This is a genomic window from Enterococcus sp. DIV0876 (assembly GCF_050529585.1).
In the GTDB taxonomy this organism is placed as follows: domain Bacteria; phylum Bacillota; class Bacilli; order Lactobacillales; family Enterococcaceae; genus Enterococcus_D.
Map to the genome: position 1 here is coordinate 344,541 of NZ_CP172882.1, position 17,352 is coordinate 361,892.

Annotated in this window: 14 protein-coding genes; 13 read left to right on the plus strand and 1 reads right to left on the minus strand. The window is 43.4% G+C overall.

The window, feature by feature from the left end:
* Positions 1 to 22: 22 nt before the first annotated feature.
* Together IGI41_RS01715 and IGI41_RS01720 are read left to right on the plus strand one after the other, a co-directional pair.
* On the plus strand, positions 23 to 865 hold the full coding sequence (locus IGI41_RS01715) for a MetQ/NlpA family ABC transporter substrate-binding protein (protein WP_430610923.1): 843 nt from the start codon (positions 23 to 25) through the stop codon (positions 863 to 865).
* A gap of 67 nt (positions 866 to 932) precedes the next feature.
* On the plus strand, positions 933 to 2,144 hold the full coding sequence (locus tag IGI41_RS01720; protein WP_430610924.1) for a M20 family metallopeptidase: 1,212 nt from the start codon (positions 933 to 935) through the stop codon (positions 2,142 to 2,144).
* A 64-nt stretch (positions 2,145 to 2,208) separates the two neighbouring features.
* On the opposite strand, the gene def is transcribed toward IGI41_RS01720, so the two are convergent.
* Complete coding sequence (def, locus tag IGI41_RS01725; protein WP_430610926.1) at positions 2,209 to 2,772, minus strand: peptide deformylase; 564 nt, start codon at positions 2,770 to 2,772, stop codon at positions 2,209 to 2,211.
* A gap of 252 nt (positions 2,773 to 3,024) precedes the next feature.
* Here def and IGI41_RS01730 point away from each other — a divergent pair, with 252 nt between their 5' ends.
* From IGI41_RS01730 to argB, 11 genes are all read left to right on the plus strand, one after another.
* On the plus strand, positions 3,025 to 4,089 hold the full coding sequence (locus tag IGI41_RS01730; RefSeq protein ID WP_430610927.1) for a DUF871 domain-containing protein: 1,065 nt from the start codon (positions 3,025 to 3,027) through the stop codon (positions 4,087 to 4,089).
* Positions 4,082 to 4,990 carry an N-acetylmuramic acid 6-phosphate etherase gene (murQ, locus tag IGI41_RS01735; RefSeq protein ID WP_430610928.1) on the plus strand — a complete coding sequence of 303 codons (909 nt, stop codon included), beginning with the start codon at positions 4,082 to 4,084 and terminating at the stop codon, positions 4,988 to 4,990. Before IGI41_RS01730 ends, murQ begins: the two co-directional genes overlap by 8 nt.
* On the plus strand, positions 4,990 to 6,957 hold the full coding sequence (locus IGI41_RS01740) for a glucose PTS transporter subunit IIA (RefSeq protein WP_430610929.1): 1,968 nt from the start codon (positions 4,990 to 4,992) through the stop codon (positions 6,955 to 6,957). The genes murQ and IGI41_RS01740 overlap by 1 nt, the downstream gene beginning before the upstream one ends.
* Before the next feature lie 124 nt (positions 6,958 to 7,081).
* Positions 7,082 to 8,092, plus strand: a complete 1,011-nt coding sequence (locus IGI41_RS01745; RefSeq protein ID WP_430610931.1) for an LPXTG cell wall anchor domain-containing protein — start codon at positions 7,082 to 7,084, stop codon at positions 8,090 to 8,092.
* Positions 8,093 to 8,363: 271 nt separating this feature from the next.
* Entirely contained in the window at positions 8,364 to 9,044 is a 681-nt protein-coding gene (locus IGI41_RS01750) for a TetR family transcriptional regulator (protein ID WP_430610932.1), read from the plus strand.
* Positions 9,037 to 10,764 (plus strand): ABC transporter ATP-binding protein, encoded by a 1,728-nt coding sequence (locus IGI41_RS01755; RefSeq protein ID WP_430610933.1) that lies wholly within the window; start codon positions 9,037 to 9,039, stop codon positions 10,762 to 10,764. Before IGI41_RS01750 ends, IGI41_RS01755 begins: the two co-directional genes overlap by 8 nt.
* Positions 10,761 to 12,647, plus strand: a complete 1,887-nt coding sequence (locus IGI41_RS01760) for an ABC transporter ATP-binding protein (protein ID WP_430610935.1) — start codon at positions 10,761 to 10,763, stop codon at positions 12,645 to 12,647. The genes IGI41_RS01755 and IGI41_RS01760 overlap by 4 nt, the downstream gene beginning before the upstream one ends.
* 252 nt (positions 12,648 to 12,899) lie before the next feature.
* Positions 12,900 to 14,066, plus strand: a complete 1,167-nt coding sequence (locus tag IGI41_RS01765; RefSeq protein ID WP_430610937.1) for an acetylornithine transaminase — start codon at positions 12,900 to 12,902, stop codon at positions 14,064 to 14,066.
* 129 nt (positions 14,067 to 14,195) lie between these two features.
* Positions 14,196 to 15,218, plus strand: a complete 1,023-nt coding sequence (gene argC, locus IGI41_RS01770) for an N-acetyl-gamma-glutamyl-phosphate reductase (RefSeq protein WP_430610938.1) — start codon at positions 14,196 to 14,198, stop codon at positions 15,216 to 15,218.
* Between the two features lie 57 nt (positions 15,219 to 15,275).
* The gene (gene argJ, locus IGI41_RS01775; RefSeq protein ID WP_430610939.1) at positions 15,276 to 16,466 is read left to right on the plus strand and encodes a bifunctional glutamate N-acetyltransferase/amino-acid acetyltransferase ArgJ; all 1,191 of its coding nucleotides are present in this window, start codon (positions 15,276 to 15,278) and stop codon (positions 16,464 to 16,466) included.
* Between the two features lie 19 nt (positions 16,467 to 16,485).
* Entirely contained in the window at positions 16,486 to 17,244 is a 759-nt protein-coding gene (argB, locus tag IGI41_RS01780) for an acetylglutamate kinase (RefSeq protein ID WP_430610940.1), read from the plus strand.
* The last annotated feature ends 108 nt before the right edge of the window (positions 17,245 to 17,352 follow it).

Consider the following 17,352-nt stretch of genomic DNA (forward strand, 5'->3'; position numbering starts at 1 on the left):
CGATACAATGGAGGAAGAAAGAATGAAAAAATGGATTCAAGCAGTCGTATTAGGGGCAGCACTATTATTGTTTAGCGGATGTGGCAACAGCAGCAGCGCTTCAACCGATTCTTCACAAGAAGAAGTCACCGTGAAATTAGGGTTGATCGGTGCAGATACTGATGTCTGGGATAGCGTCAAAGCACGCCTGGAAGAGGAAGGGATCAATCTTGAATACGTGCAATTTTCTGATTACAATCAACCGAACCAAGCGTTAGCCGATGGATCGATCGATCTCAATTCGTTTCAGCATCAATTTTTCTTAGACAATTATAATGAAGAATTCGGTACAGATTTGGTTTCGATCGGAAATACCGTCAATGCACCATTGGGGATTTATTCCGACAAAATCACGGATGTCAAAGATTTGACGGAAGGTGCCAAAGTCGCCATCCCTAACGATGTCACAAACGGTGGTCGGGCATTGTTGTTGCTGCAAACAGCTGGTTTGATCAAGGTGGACGAAGCCGCTGGACAAACACCTACTGTCGCAGATATTACCGAAAACAGTCTAAACTTAGATATCTCTGAATTAGATGCTGCACAGACGGCAAGAGCATTATCAGACGTTGATATCTCAGTCATCAATAGTGGAATGGCTGTCGATGCTGGTTTTGTTCCAACGGAAGATGCGATTTTCTTAGAGCCAGTAGATGACACTGCCCGTCCTTACGTAAACATTATTGCTGCCCGCAAAGAAGATGAAGACAACGAAGTCTATCAAAAAGTGGTTGCAGCTTATCAAACGGATGAAACGAAAAAAGTGATCGAAGAAACCTCAAAAGGCTCAAGTGTACCAGCATGGGAAACCTTCGGCGTGAAATAGCCAGCGAATGAGCACTACACAAAAAACAGGAATGAGTACAGGAACGATGAAAAGGAGAGATTTGATTATGACAGTCGCAACAACCACAAAAAATACAACGATCAAAACATTTATTCAAGAACGATTACCGGAATATCAAGCACTAGCACTAGATATCCATGCCCACCCTGAAGTCAGCAATTATGAGTTTTATTCTTCAGATGCATTGATCGCACAACTTGAAAAAGAAGGATTCACTGTGAAAAAAGATGTCGCAGGTCATCGAACGGGCTTTGATGCCCGATACCAAAGCAGCAAACCAGGGCCTGTGATCGCGTTTCTTGCAGAATTTGATGCGTTGCCGGGCATTGGACACGCTTGTGGACACAACTTGTTTGGCACCTATTCTGTGTTGGCTGCAAGTGCGTTGCAAGCATTTGTCGATGAGATCGGCGGCGAGATTCGCGTCTATGGTACGCCTGGCGAAGAAGGCGGTGAAAATGGGTCAGCAAAAGGCAGTTTTGTCCGTGAAGGATTTTTTGATGATGTCGATGCAGCGCTCTGTGTCCACCCTGCGCATCGGTATGGCAAAACAACTGCTTCATTGGCCAATGATCCCGTTGATATCAAATTCTATGGACGGGCTTCTCATGCAGCTGCTGCACCAGAAAAAGGCATCAATGCCTTAGAAGCGTTGATCCAAGTCTTTAATGGAATCAACGGCTTGCGTTTACACCTGCCAAAAGATGTCAATATCCATGGTGTGATCACTGATGGTGGGGTTGCTGCCAATGTGGTGCCTGAATATGCAGCAGGTCGCTTCTATTTACGGGCCAGCAATCGTGCAACCTTGAATGAAGTCTATGAAAAAGTGGAAAACATTGTCAAAGGCGCGGCATTAGCGACAGGTACGACATATGATTTCGGTTTGTTCCAAAATTCTGTGGATGACGTGATCGTGACGCCAAGCTTTGATGAGATTTTCTTTGCCCACGCGACTGAAGCAGGGGTGCCAGAAGCTGAAATCGATACTGAAGCTAAAACAAGTTTAGGTTCTTCTGATGTAGGAAATGTCAGTCAAGTCATCCCAACGATCCAACCAACGGTATCAATCTCAGATGACTATATTGCTGGCCATTCAGAAGAATTTAAAGCAGCTGCCAAAAGTGACAAGGGGTTGCAATCGATTGCCGTCGCAGCCGAATTGTTGGCATTGACGGCATTGGATTTATTCCAACAGCCAGAATTATTAGCCAAGATCAAAGCAGAGCACCAAGTGCAGTTGGCAAAAGGCAATTAAATTTAGTTTAGAAACAAAAAAGCCGCAATCCATTTTAATGGTTGCGGCTTTTTGTGCTGCGCGATCAATCGATCACTAAGATACCTTCTTTTAATGAGAAAGGATTTTTTTCATTGATATGGTCATAGAACATCACGCCATTTAGATGGTCGATCTCATGTTGAATGACGATGGCTGGATAGTTTTTCAGACGTACTTTTTTCTTCGTGCCATTCATGTCGTAGTAACTGATCGTGATGCGTGCGTGACGAACGACATAACCAGGCACTTCGCGATCAACAGACAAGCAACCTTCTCCTTCGCCTAAGCAAGCTTCTTGGACCGAGTGGCTCAAAATTTTGGGGTTATACAACACATCTTTAAACTCTGGTTCAGGGTTCTCTGGATCGCTGCTAGGGACCAAAACGGCAGTGATGCGCTTTGAGATATCCAATTGTGGGGCAGCCAATCCAACCCCGCCCCGCAATTCAAGTTCTTCTGCTTTGATGGGATCTTGGCTGTTTTCTAAAAATGTCATCATGTCTTTTCCTAATGCGATATCTTCATCGCTTAAGGGAAAAGGTACTTCTTTGGCTATTTCGCGTAAAGTCGGATTGCCTTCGCGAATAATATCATCCATTGTAATCATTGATGATGTGACTCCTCCTACTATGTAAATAATACTGAAACATATAAATTTCATTCCTTATAAAGTGTACCACAACTAGTAAAATATCGGCATAAGAATGTTCAGGGGCGTAAACATTTCTTATGATATGAAACGTTATTTCTAAAAAGTTAAATATTTTATGAAATATAGTTGCATTAAAAAGAATAGTCAGTTATAATGCATTTGTAGAAAACGGTATCACTTGTTGATATCTTTAAAGGAGGAGAAGAGATGTTTGGCTTTTCTGTATTTATGAATCAAGATTTAACACAGTCTGATCTAGCCCAGATGGAAGAATTGGCTGTATCCTTCAAAGGAATGTTTACTTCGATGCATATTCCGGAAGATGATAGCGCTAGCTATCGTAAACGACTAGGTGTGATTGGTGCATTTGCCAAAAAACACCAACTATCTTTAATGGTCGATATTTCTGGTAATGCGCTAGCAGAAGCAGGTTTTTCGATCGATCATTTAGAAGATTTGCTCACCCTTGGTGTTACCGGTCTGCGGATGGATTATGCGATCGACAATCGCCAAATCGCTCAGTTTTCACGTCAGATGCGGATTGCATTGAATGCCAGTACATTGACCGAAAAAGATGTCCATGAACTTCGTGCATATGATGCTGATTTCACTCAGTTAGAAGCGTGGCACAATTATTATCCGCGACCGGAAACGGGATTGGATGCGCAATGGGTCCAAGAAAAAAATCGTTGGCTGAAAGACCAAGGGTTCTATGTTCAAGTTTTTGTGCCTGGAGATGACCGTCTCCGCGGGCCTTTATATGCAGGTTTGCCAACATTGGAGGATCATCGTGACATGTCGCCGTTTGCAGCTGCGATAGCCATGCAACAATCTGGAACCGTGGATGCTGTATATATCGGCGATGGCGGATTGACTCCGCAAAGTATCAAGCAGTTCAATGATTATCTGCAAAATGGTTTCATCACTTTAAGAGTCAAAGATTGTGGGTCAGCCTATTTGGACAATGTAGTAGGCATGCATCAAAACCGGCAAGATGAAGCAAGAGATGTCTTGCGAAGTGCCGATGCACGTTTTGGCGAAGTACGCATGGTCAAAGCCGAAGCCCCTCAGCTGCGTCAAAAAGGGGCAGTCACTATCGACAATGAACTGTATTTACGTTATATGGGTGAAATTCAAGTTTGTAAAAGTGTCCTGCCAGCCGATCCGCGGGTCAATGTAGCAGCACAAGTGATTGATGCAGATGTACCATTGATCCAACATATACATGCAGGAATGCAATTTAAAATAGAAAGAGATGAAGAGAATGAGTAAAATCAATTTAGACAACTTAACGACAGAACGACGAAACAATGAGACCACCAATTTAGATGAGATGACAATTGCTGAAGCCTGTCAAAAGATGAACCGCGAAGACCAAAAAGTCGCTGCTGCCGTAGAAAAAGAGTTGGCAAGTATCGAAAAGGTGATCGAGGCCAGCATCGTTTCACTAAAAAAAGGCGGACGCTTGATTTATTTAGGCGCAGGTACTAGCGGCCGTTTGGGCGTCTTAGATGCTGCAGAATGTGTGCCAACGTTTGGTGTTGCACCTGAATTAGTGGTAGGTTTGATTGCCGGTGGTGAAAAAGCCATGACGATTGCTGTTGAAGGTGCCGAAGATTCGATGACGTTAGGGAAACAAGATTTGGTCGATTTGGCTTTATCAGATAAAGATATGGTGGTTGGTATTGCTGCAAGCGGTCGTACCCCCTATGTGATCGGCGCATTAGACTACGCCAATCAAGTAGGCGCAACAACAGCAACGATCGCCTGCAACAAACAGGCAGAAATTTCAGCTCATGCAAGTTTTCCGATCGAAGTCGATTGTGGCCCAGAATTTTTGACAGGCTCGACACGATTGAAATCAGGGACAGCGCAGAAATTGATTTTGAATATGATTTCAACAATCTCGATGGTTGGTATCGGTAAGGTGTATAATAACCTAATGGTCGATGTGAAAGCGACAAATGATAAATTGGTCGAACGTGCCAAACGCATCATTATGCAAGCAACCGAAGCCGACTATGAAACAGCAGCCGCGTATTTTGAAGAAGCAGATCAAAATGTGAAATTAGCTATTGTGATGCTGTTGACGGATAGTACGAAGGAAGACGCCCAAAGCAAACTAACTGCGGGCAATGATTTTGTGAAGATAGCGATTGGAGGAGAAGGGTAATGGCAAAAGATACATTAACAGTTGAAGAATTAGCGGCAAAAATATTTGCTGCCTCTGGTGGAATGGACAATGTGGAAACGGTCAATCATTGTATGACCCGGGTCCGCATGACTGTCCGTGACCATGACCAAGTCGATCAACAAGGGCTTAAAGATATTCCTGGTGTGATGGGGGTCGTCAATGATGAGCAGTTACAGGTGATCATCGGTCCCGGAAAAGTCAACAAAGTAGCCAATGCGATGGTGGCGCAAGCAGGTGTTGATTTAGGCCAAGAGATTCCTCAATCGCATCTATCAGGCAAAGATGCATTAAATGCGAAGGCAGCGGAAATGAAAGCTGCCCAAAAGGCCAAACAAAAACAATCACCAATCAAATCATTGTTGAAAGATATCTCTAATATTTTTGTACCGATGATTCCAGCCTTTGTTGGCGCGGGCTTGGTTGCAGGTATTGCTTCTGTGATGACGAATATGATCACGGCAGGCACAATCGATGGTGATACATGGAACTATTATGTCATGATCTTGAATATTTTGAAGAACGGTATGTTTGCTTACCTAGCGATCTTCACTGGGGTCAATGCTGCCCAAGTCTTTAAAGCCAACCCAACATTGGGTGGTGTGATTGGTTCTGTGATCCTATTATCTGGTATGAATCCAGATGCACCGATCCAAAACTTGTTTACGGGTGAAGCGTTAGTTGCCAACCAAGGCGGGATCTTAGGTGTGATCTTTGCAGTGTGGTTATTGGCAAAATTAGAATCTGTTTTGCATAAAGTGATTCCCGAAGCAATCGATATCATCGTGACACCGACCTTGTGTCTTTTGATCATCGGGTTGGCAGAAATTTTCTTGATCATGCCACTGGCAGGTGTGATTTCAGATAGTTTAGTGGGCTCGATCAATTGGGTATTGAGTGTTGGTGGTGCATTTTCTGGCTTTGTATTAGGCGCAGCCTTTTTGCCAATGGTGATGTTTGGTCTGCACCAAATCTTGACCCCAATCCATATCCAAATGATTGAAGCAACTGGAAGTACTCAATTGTTACCGATCCTTGCAATGGCAGGTGCAGGCCAAGTCGGTGCTGCATTGGCCTTGTGGGTTCGCCTTAGAAAAGATAAAGAACTAACAGAAATGATCAAAGGTGCATTGCCTGTTGGGATCCTTGGTATTGGTGAACCATTGATTTATGGTGTGACGTTGCCATTGGGCCGACCATTCATTACCGCCTGTATCGGTGGCGGGATCGGCGGCGCAGTGATTGGCGCGATCTCTAATGTCGGTGCTACTGCTATTGGCCCATCTGGGATGGCATTGATTCCCTTGATTGCCAATGGTCGTTGGTTAGGTTATATCTTTGGATTGTTGGCAGGTTATGCAGGTGGATTTGTTGCTACTTACTTCTTTGGTATTCCGAAAGATCGATTGGCAGCGGTTCAGGCAGTGGACACATCTGCTGATGCGCCAAAAGAAACGACAACTGAACAAAGTACAAACGAAACACCAAAACAATCGACAACAGCTACTTTATATGCGGTAGCAAACGGTCAAACCAAATCATTGGCAGAATCAGGTGATCCAGTATTTAGTCAAAAAATGATGGGGGATGGGTACTTCGTCTTGCCTGAAGATGGGGCAATCTATGCACCAGTATCAGGTACCGTCACGACAGTATTTCCTACAAAACACGCGATTGGGTTCAAAACAACCTCTGGATTAGAAATATTATTGCATATGGGCGTTGATACCGTAGAGTTGAAAGGCGCACCATTTGAAGTAATGGTGGAAGTTGGACAAGAAGTAACACCGGCAACGCAAGTCGCACAAGTTGATCTTGAACAATTGGCACAACATCAAAAAGCTTCTGAGATGCTAGTGATGGTCACCAATATGGATGCCGTTTCTGCGGTAGATATGTTGAAGACTGGTCATACAAAAGCGGGCGAAGCAGTTTTTAATGTGAAATAAGCAGTACCCCATCTTTTCATAAGATGGGGGTTTTTTTTAAGTTTTAGGTAAATCGATTGCTGATTATTTCGTCTTATGTTACAGTTTTGTTACAAATATGGGATCTTGTTGGAGGAGAAGACATATGAAAAAAGTATTTTGGCTGAGTTGCTGTATCCTTTTCTTATTGCCCTTAACGACGTTGGCGGAGGAGGACACAAGTATTGATACCTTGCAGACATTGGAATCAAGCCAACCAATCATCAGCGATGCTAGTAGCGAATCTGTTACACAAACCAGTTCCTCTAGTGAGGATACCGGCACGCAAAGTACCGTGACTGAGGCAACAACCGAAACGATCGATGCAGCATCTGTTATCGCGGCGATTCAAGAAGAAACTGGCGATGAAGCAGACATACAAACATTTTCTATGCAAGAACAACCCAGTGAGATGCGCCAAGGATTGCAGACAGGTATCAGCGGAGGCAGCGTTACAGCTTTGACACAAGCGGAATTGGATCAGTTGTCAGATGAACAATTGGCCCAAGCCAATCAGCTCGCTTTACGGTATTCTAGTGATGCGATGGGGTTTGATATTGGCTTTCTTGGGAAAATCGTGCGGGCTTTGTTTATTGATCAATCGTTATCGTGGACAGCGATCGAACCCCAACTGGTTTTTGATCCCAGCAGCTATTCCACTTTTTCTGCCATGATTCCAGATATTGCCCAATTAAAAGATTATCTGAGTACTTTATACCCGGCAAATGGTATTTTTCTTACAATCAATCAAGCTGTTTCTGACGAATGGCTGACCTCGATTTTGACACACTTAGATACAGTTGAGGCACAGTCTAGTGATAAAACGTTGTTCCCGGGAAGAATCGCATGGATCATTCATGCTGTCAATGAATCGTTGTATCTGCCTGAAACGGTGACGACTGAATCAAGTGATGTCGACCAGCAGACGACGGATACGACAGTCGAGACTGTCGCAAGCAGCGAAGGTCAGAGCGAAACATCAACAACTGCAACACCAGAACAGAACACCGACCGGCTGCCTAAAACCAATGAAACCAAAAGTCCAGTACTACTGATAGCGGGCATTGTCTTGCTTTTATTGGTCGCCATCATTTTTTGGAGAAGGAAAAAGAAATAGTTGTTATTTTTTATTAGGAAGAATAAATATTTTCAGACTGCACAGGGAAGTATACTTGTGCAGTGTTTTTGTGCTCTTTGAAAATAATCATATTTTTCATTTCAATTATTCTTTGTGAATAAAGAAATCATAAAAAAGATATTCATAAAAATTTCAAATTTAATTGCTTGCAATCTTAGCGATAGGGTGTATAATGACACAGTGTCATATGACGATGTGTCATATTCGAACGATGTGATTTATTCAATCAAAGTGAAAGGAGATTATTTGATTGCCAACAGAAACATTTTTTCACCTGCCTGCTGAAAAGCAAAAACGTATTATGAATGCAGCGAAGAAAGAATTCTCTCGGTTGCCCCTTAAAGAGGCTTCTATTGCTACGATCATTAAAGAAGCTGAAATACCTAGAGGCAGTTTCTACCAGTATTTCGAAAATAAAGAAGACTTGTACTACTATTACTTTCACACCTTGAAAAGTGATAGCCAAAGAGATTTGATTCGATCGATCCAACATGAAGAAGGTGATTTGTTCGCCGGATTTGAATGGTATTTTTCGCGGATGATCGAGGAAGTATTAAAAGGCAAAAATGCCAATTTCTATCGCAACCTATTTTTGAGCATGGATTATCGGTCCTTCCATAAAGTAATGCCAGAAATACATAAAAAGATGAACAAAGCCCACCACCAAGAACGGCAAGCAACACGGAAAAAAGAACAAACTGAGTTTTTGTCTGAAATCGATAAAGATCTATTGAAAGTCAATGACGATCATGAGTTGAAATTACTGGTCCAATTATTAATGCATACAGTTTTTTCAACGATCACCGAAGCGTATCGCCATCTACAAGCGGATCCGGCCTATGATGTATCATTGGCGATGTCAGATTTCAATAGCAAAGTTCGTTGGTTAAGAGACGGCGCAAAGAAAGAAAGAGGGGAAACACATGATTAAATTGATCAAACGCGTATCGGCCATATCCATCGTGATGGCGGTCGTGTTTATGGTGATTCAAGTAGTGGCAGATCTGTATTTGCCAACATTGACATCAAATATTATCAACAACGGGGTTGCAACGGGTGATATCGATTATATTTGGAAAACTGGTTTTTATATGGTTGGTTTTTCAATGATCAGTATCTTGGCAGCATTAGGCAATACTTATTTTGCCACCCGTGAATCACAAAAATTAGGACAAAAATTACGTTCTGATATTTACCAAAAAGTCGAAAACTTTTCTGCTCGGGCATTTGATAAGTTCGGAACCGCATCATTGATCACGCGGACCACAAATGACGTCAACCAAATTCAAATGGTGACGCAAATGTTCTTGCGGATGATGATCAATGCACCAATCACATTGATTGGCGCAAGTTTCTTGGCATACCAAAAAGATGCCCAATTGACACGGATTTTCCTAGTAGTCATTCCTGTCATGCTGGTATTGGTTGGCGGCATCATGTATTTTGCGGTTCCACTGTTCAAAAGCATGCAAAAGAAAACCGACCGCTTAAACTTGGTTTTTCGTGAAGGATTGACTGGTGTCCGAGTGATTCGGGCCTTTGACAAAACAAAATATGAAGCCAATCGTTTTGACGATGCCAACAAAGATTACACCCAAACAGCCATTAAAGTAAATACGATCGTAGCGTTGATGATGCCGTTGATGACATTGATCATGAGTGGGACCAATATTGCGATCACATGGTTTGGGGGTCACTATATTGCAGAAATGACCTTGGAAGTAGGGAATTTGATTGCTTTCATGACCTATGCCATGCAAATCTTAATCAGCTTCATGATGTTATCTATGATTTTCGTTATGGTGCCAAGAGCGCAAGCATCTGCTGATCGGATCAATGAAGTCTTAAATGAAGAAGACGAGATCTTAGATCCCCAATCACCAGAAACATTGGCGTTGAAAGGCGATCAAGCTTCCTTACGCTTTGATCAGGTCAGCTATCGCTATCCAGGCGCCGAAAAATCAGCCCTAGAAGGCATTGATTTTGAAGCGAAATCTGGTGACTTTGTTGCAATCATTGGTGGTACAGGTTCTGGGAAAACAACATTGGTCAATTTATTGCCGCGTTTGTTTGATGTCGAAACGGGTGCTATCACAATCAATGAGACCAACATCGCCGCTGTGACCCAACATAATTTGAGAGAAGTCGTAGGTTTCGTCCCACAAAAAGCTGTCCTTTTCTCAGGCACGATTCGAGAAAATATGCGTTATGGGAAACCAGATGCAACAGAAGAAGAAATTTGGAAAGCTTTGGAAATCGCACAAGCCAAAGATTTTGTTTCAGCGCTTGAAGATGGACTTGAAAGTCGTGTTGAACAAGGCGGGGGCAATTTCTCTGGTGGACAACGGCAACGCTTAGCAATCGCTCGTGCGTTAGTCAAACAAGCTGACGTTTATGTTTTTGATGACTCTTTCTCTGCATTGGATTTCAAAACTGATGCCAATCTGCGGGCCGCTTTAAAACGGGATATGCAAGACAGTATCATGGTGGTAGTGGCACAACGGGTCAGTACAGTTATGGATGCTGATACGATCTTGGTCCTTGATGAAGGCCAGTTGGTAGGCAAAGGCAACCATGAAACTCTGTTAGGAGAAAATGAAACCTATCAAGAAATCGTTTCTTCACAATTGAGAGAGGAGGATCTTGCATGAGTGAAAAGAAAACCAACACAAATCAAAGCCACCGCGGTGGACCAATGGGTGGCGGACCTGGGCGAAATATAGGGGCCAAAGGACCAAAAGCCAAGAATTTCTGGGGCACGGTTAAACGGCTCTTCGGCTATATGTCCAAACGGTCAATGGCGATCATCGCTGTATTCGTCTTAGCTATTGCTGCCGTTATTTTCCAAATCCAAACACCAAAGATCTTAGGGGAAGCTACCACTGAAATTTTTAAAGGGGTAATGATTGGTGCACAACAAATGCAAGCCGGTCAAACAGTCACTGAATTTCCTATCGATTTTGATAAAGTCGCTCAAATTATTTTGATCGCGATCGGTATGTACGTGATTTCTGCCGTCTTTAACTTCTTGCAACAGTTCATTATGACCCGAGTTTCTCAACGGACAGTCTATGAATTGCGTCGTGATTTAGATGAAAAAATGAACCGTTTACCGATTTCTTATTATGATACGCACTCAAACGGGGATATCATGTCTCGGGCAATCAATGATATGGATAACATTGCCAGCACATTGCAACAAAACTTGACCCAATTTATTACCAGTATCGTGACCTTTGTCGGTGTATTGTGGATGATGTTGACGATTAGTTGGCAATTGACCTTAGTCGCATTGGCGACTGTACCATTAAGCTTGATCGTCGTGATGATCGTGGCACCAAAATCGCAAAAATTCTTTGCCGCGCAACAAAAAAGTTTGGGTTTGTTGAATGACCAAGTAGAAGAAACTTATGGCGGCCATACAGTCGTCAAAACCTTCAACCATGAAGCTGCCGACCAAGTTGTTTTTGAAGAAGAAAACGATCGTTTGTATGCAGCCGGTTGGAAAGCACAATTTATCTCAGCGATCATTATGCCTCTAATGAACTTCATCAAAAACTTAGGCTATGTTTTTGTTGCTGTTCTTGGCGGGATCAAAGTAGCCAATGGGAATATGACATTAGGGGATGTACAAGCATTCTTGCAATATACCAATCAATTCTCACAACCAATCACGCAAATTGCCAGCTTATTGAATACGATCCAATCAACGGTTGCTTCTGCTGAACGGGTCTTTGAAGTCCTCGATGAAGAAGAAATGACCGATGACGTTTCTGGATTGCCAGTGGAAGATACCGAATATAAAGTACGTTTTGACCATGTCCAATTTGGTTACAGCCCAGACAAATTATTGATGACTGACTTCAATTTAGATGTCAAAGCCGGAGAGATGGTGGCTATTGTTGGACCAACGGGTGCGGGTAAAACCACATTGATCAACTTGTTGGAACGCTTCTATGATGTCAGCGGCGGTAGTATTCGTTATGATGGCAAGGATACCCGTGATTTGACTCGGGACGAATTGCGCAGCAATATCTCCATGGTTTTACAAGATACTTGGCTATTTACAGGATCCATCTATGACAATATTCATTACGGCAATGAACAAGCAACCAAAGAGCAAGTGATTGCTGCAGCCAAAGCAGCCCATGTGGATGACTTTGTCCGTAAATTGCCTGAAGGGTATGATACAGTCTTGAATGAAGAAGCCAGCAATATTTCTCAAGGACAACGGCAACTGATCACTATCGCCCGGGCATTCTTGGCGGATCCAGATGTCTTGATCTTAGATGAAGCAACATCAAGTGTTGATACTCGAACAGAAATCTTGATCCAAAAAGCGATGGGACGTTTGTTAGAAAACAGAACCAGCTTCGTGGTTGCCCATCGTCTATCAACGATTCGTGACGCGGATAATATCATTGTGATGAACCATGGATCGATCGTTGAAACAGGAAATCATGAATCATTGATGGCCCAAAACGGCTTCTATGCGGACCTTTATAATAGTCAGTTTTCAGAAGACGCTGCATAAGGAAATATCATGCATAAATAAATAGAATAAAAGTTTATAAAAAATCAGTTAGACGCCTATCTAACTGATTTTTTTTTGTGGATATTTTTATCTTCGCAAAAGCTGAAAACGCACTTTTTAAAGAGATGATTCAGCTGGCAAATCGTTTCAATTGATGGTTTTTTTGAATAAATATTGATGAATCGTAAATAAATATTGCTAAATATAGGGATTTTATGTATATTAATACATAAAACGAAAGAGCGTGGTAGCATGAGTCACTTATTTCCTAATTACAATAGACTCCCTTTTGAGATTGTCGAAGGCCGAGGCAGTTACGTCAAAGATGAACATGGACAACAATATCTGGATTTTACAAGCGGGATCGGTGTGGTCAATTTGGGGTATGGGCATCCGGTCGTTCAGCAAGCACTATTGAAACAAGCAGATACACTTTGGCATATGCCTAACCTATACAACAGTCAACTGCAAGAAACCGTGGCCACCCAATTGGTGCAGCAGATACCCTTGTCGCAAGATTATGCTGTCTATTTTTGCAATAGTGGTGCGGAAGCGAATGAAGCTGCTTTGAAATTAGCACGCAAAGCAACGGGTCGGACACAGATCATCAGTTTCCAACAATCCTTCCATGGACGCACATTTGGTGCAATGACAGCGACAGGACAAGAGGTGATCCATGAAGGGTTTGGACCATTGGTACCCGGATTTACCTATCTGCCTTATAACGATGCAGCGGTATTGGCTGCTGCTTTTACGGACGATACAGCTGCTGTCATTTTAGAATTGGTACAAGGAGAAGGCGGTGTGATTCCAGCCGAGAAAAAATGGGTACGGGCAGTAGCAGACCTCTGTAAAGAAAATGGTACGTTGTTGATCATTGATGAGATTCAAACAGGTATTGGCCGTACTGGCACGTTTTATGCCTTTGAACAATACGGGATCGAGCCAGATATTTTCACATTGGCCAAAGGATTGGGCAATGGGATGCCTGTGGGTGCGATGGTAGGTAAAGCAGCATTAAAAACGGCTTTTGGACCGGGAAGTCACGGGTCGACATTTGGCGGCAATAAATTAGCGCTGGCTGCGGCTTCTGCGGTTTGTCAGCTGATTGCCGACGAAGCGATTCAGCGCAATGTCCAGGCACGTAGTGAACAATTACTGACCGGCTTAAAAGACTTGCCCGCCGTGAAAGACCTTCGAGGAAAAGGGTTGATGATCGGACTGGTTTTAGCAGACGCGGATACCTTGCAGCAAGTCATCAAACAACTAAGAGAAGCGCAACTGTTGGCGTTGAAAGCTGGTAGTCGGGTGCTGCGATTATTGCCCCCCTTAACCATCACGGAGGATGAAACAGCTGCAGGTATCGCCATTCTTAGACAGGTGCTGACGCAAGACCAGTTTGCTGCAAGGAATGTATAAAAAAACGGAGAATGGCGGTAAAGACGAATAAATCACTGAATTTCTTGAATATATTTATAAATAACCGTTGACTTCTCTTTGAGAGTTGCCTATAATCGTAAGTAATTTATCGCAAGGAGGAAGAAACGTTTGAAAGCAGCAATCGTTGGTGTAACAGGATATACTGGGATTGAATTGGTTCGATTGATCCAACAGCATCCCGTGTTGACAGTGGGTACGATCCATAGTCATACGATGCATGAACATGCAAAAAAAATGTATCCTCATTTGGGTGGTTTTGTGGATCAAGATATTTTGCCTTACGATGCCCAATATATTCAGCAAGAAAATGAGCTGGTCTTTTTTGCCACCCCAGCTGGTATCAGCAAAAAATTGGCAGCGGATTTTGTGGACGCTGGCTTTCCTGTGATCGACTTATCTGGCGATCTGCGTTTAAAAGATCCTTTGACCTATCAAGAGTGGTATCAAAAAGAAGCTGCTGATGAAGCCTTGTTGGCGAAAGCCGAATATGTGGTGCCAGAGTTCACCGTCCCTCAAGGGAATTTGATTGCTAACCCCGGGTGCTATGCGACTGCGGCCATTTTAGCGGCAGCACCGATTCTCCAAAATGATTGGTTAGCTGGCACCCTGATTTTTGACGGCAAATCAGGGCTGTCTGGTGCCGGTAAATCTTTGACAGATAGCAGTCATTATGTGTGTGCCTCAGAAAACATGACAATGTATAAAATAAATCAACATCAGCATATTCCTGAAATCCTGCAACAATTGCGACAATGGGATCCAACGCTGCAACATATCCAGTTTTCAACGAGTTTGATTCCCGTGAAACGTGGAATCTTTATGACGCTCTATGCGCCTGTCAAAAGAACTGTGACAGAGATCGACATATATCAGCAATTTTTGGCAACGTACGAGCATGCAGCTTTTGTCAGAGTACAGCCATTAGGGAAAATGCCGGAATTGCGACAAGTCACGGCAACCAACTTTTGTGATATTGGCCTATCTTTGAATCCGGACACGCACATAGTGACGATTGTGGCGGTGATCGACAATTTAGGCAAAGGGGCTGCAGGGCAAGCAATCCAAACCTTTAATCGTTGGGCAGGTCTTTCAGAAACTGCAGGGTTGCTGCAAGTACCGATTTATCCTTGATCACATAAGAGAAATACAAATAAAGAACACGCGCACGAGAAGCAGGAGGAAAAGAGTATGGAAGTCATAGCCGGGAACATTGCGTCGCCAAAAGGATTTTATGCAGACGGGATCCATTGCGGGTTAAAAAAAACCAAAGTTGATTTGGGTTGGATCGTGTCAGAAGTGCCTGCCAACGCGGCAGCGGTTTTTACCACCAATCAAGTACAAGCCGCACCCATCAAAGTAACCAAAGAAAAGATGGATTCAGGGCAGCTGCGAGGGGTGATTGTCAACGCCGGTAATGCAAATGCCTGTACAGGAGAACAAGGTTATCGTAACGCACAGCAGATGGTGCGAGCTGCAGCAAACAAACTGGCGGTACCATCTGATCAAATCGCTGTCGCTTCTACGGGAATCATCGGTCGGCAATTACCGATGGAGAAAGTGGCGAAGGGAATCGCTAAACTGCAAAAAGCGGGTGATCCCCAAGCCTTCCAAAAAGCGATTTTGACTACGGATCTAACTGAAAAAAGTATTGTGATCCAAAGTCAGATCGGCGGCAAAACAGTGACTATGGCAGGTTGTGCCAAAGGGTCAGGGATGATCCATCCCAATATGGCTACGATGTTGGCTTTTGTCACGACAGACGCAGCAATCCCTGCAGATCTGCTGCAAAAGCTCCTCAAAGAGCTGACAGAAGTAACCTTCAATCAAATTACTGTCGACGGCGATACATCCACCAATGATATGGTGTTCGTGCTAGCCAATGGTTTAGCCGGTCAGCGGGCACTTCAAGAAGAGACATCAGACTATGAAACCTTCAAAAAGATGTTTCAACACGTGTTGACAGCATTAGCCAAAGCAATTGCCCAAGACGGCGAAGGCGCCACCAAACTGATTGAAGCCAGAACAACCGGTGCAGTGACCAATGAAGCGGCACGTATGATCAGCAAAACGATCGTTGGTTCGCCATTGGTCAAAACCGCTTTGTTTGGCAAAGACCCCAACTGGGGGAGGGTGCTGTGTGCTGTAGGCTATAGCGGTCAGACCATCGATCCGGATGCTCTTTCGATCTCACTAGCTGGAATCAATGTGTTTCAGTCAGGGATGCCAATCACTTTTGATGAGGCAAAGATGCAAGAGCAGTTAGCGAAACCAGAAATCGAGATCTTGGTCACGTTAGAAGAAGGGACCGGGCAAGGCGTGGCTTGGGGGTGTGATTTGACGTATGACTATGTCAAAATCAACGCCTTGTATCATACTTAATCAAAGGAGGCGTATCAGGATGGAAACGATCGTAATCAAAATTGGCGGCGTGGCTTCGGATAATTTAACAGATGATTTTTTTCATACAGTGCAGACTTGGCAAGCTGCCGGTAAGAAAGTTGTGGTTGTTCATGGCGGCGGACATTATATTTCAGAAATGATGGGGAAAATGGCACTGCCAGTCACCATCAAAAACGGGTTGCGGGTAACTGATGCGCAAACCTTGGAAGTGACCCGCATGGTTCTTTTGGGACAAGTTCAACCAATGATCACCACACTTTTTCAAAAAGCCGGCTTGCAAGCTATTGGGCTAAATGCTGGATGCGATCAACTGATCACAGGTCAAGTCATCGATGAAGCCTATTTAGGTTTTGTGGGTCAAGTGGCGCAAATCAATACCGCATTATTGCAATTACTGATACAAAAGCAGCATATCCCTGTGATTGCTCCGCTAGGGATCACTGAATCGGGACGGTGGTTGAATATCAATGCAGATGAAGTGGCCTGTCAGATAGCAGCCAGTCTGCAAGCAGAAAAGTTATTTCTTTTGACAGATGTACCAGGGATCAAGAAAGAAAACAACTGGTTGCAAAAGGTTACACTGGCTGAGATGGATGCTTTGATTGAAGCAAATATTGTGACCGGCGGTATGCTGCCGAAAGTTCGTAGTGCACAAAAAGCTTTATTATCAGGGGTTTCCACCGTCTGTATTACCGATCAAATCGGTCATGCAGGAACAGAGATTCTTGGGGTGGATCAAGTGGCAGTCACTGCTTGAGTGATCGCTGATCAACATATTCAGCAAGTATTTGCTTCATGAAAATACGTATGTAAATGGCTATTTGTTATTTATGAGGTTTTCTTTCTTTTCATGCAAAAAAAATTG

What these genes read in the sequence shown, in the direction of transcription:
- IGI41_RS01715 (WP_430610923.1), top strand. Translation starts at nt 23, where the DNA reads ATGAAAAAATGGATTCAAGCAGTCGTATTAGGGGCAGCACTATTATTG.
- IGI41_RS01720 (WP_430610924.1), top strand. Translation starts at nt 933, where the DNA reads ATGACAGTCGCAACAACCACAAAAAATACAACGATCAAAACATTTATT.
- def (WP_430610926.1), bottom strand. Translation starts at nt 2,772, where the DNA reads ATGATTACAATGGATGATATTATTCGCGAAGGCAATCCGACTTTACGC.
- IGI41_RS01730 (WP_430610927.1), top strand. Translation starts at nt 3,025, where the DNA reads ATGTTTGGCTTTTCTGTATTTATGAATCAAGATTTAACACAGTCTGAT.
- murQ (WP_430610928.1), top strand. Translation starts at nt 4,082, where the DNA reads ATGAGTAAAATCAATTTAGACAACTTAACGACAGAACGACGAAACAAT.
- IGI41_RS01740 (WP_430610929.1), top strand. Translation starts at nt 4,990, where the DNA reads ATGGCAAAAGATACATTAACAGTTGAAGAATTAGCGGCAAAAATATTT.
- IGI41_RS01745 (WP_430610931.1), top strand. Translation starts at nt 7,082, where the DNA reads ATGAAAAAAGTATTTTGGCTGAGTTGCTGTATCCTTTTCTTATTGCCC.
- IGI41_RS01755 (WP_430610933.1), top strand. Translation starts at nt 9,037, where the DNA reads ATGATTAAATTGATCAAACGCGTATCGGCCATATCCATCGTGATGGCG.
- IGI41_RS01760 (WP_430610935.1), top strand. Translation starts at nt 10,761, where the DNA reads ATGAGTGAAAAGAAAACCAACACAAATCAAAGCCACCGCGGTGGACCA.
- IGI41_RS01765 (WP_430610937.1), top strand. Translation starts at nt 12,900, where the DNA reads ATGAGTCACTTATTTCCTAATTACAATAGACTCCCTTTTGAGATTGTC.
- argJ (WP_430610939.1), top strand. Translation starts at nt 15,276, where the DNA reads ATGGAAGTCATAGCCGGGAACATTGCGTCGCCAAAAGGATTTTATGCA.
- argB (WP_430610940.1), top strand. Translation starts at nt 16,486, where the DNA reads ATGGAAACGATCGTAATCAAAATTGGCGGCGTGGCTTCGGATAATTTA.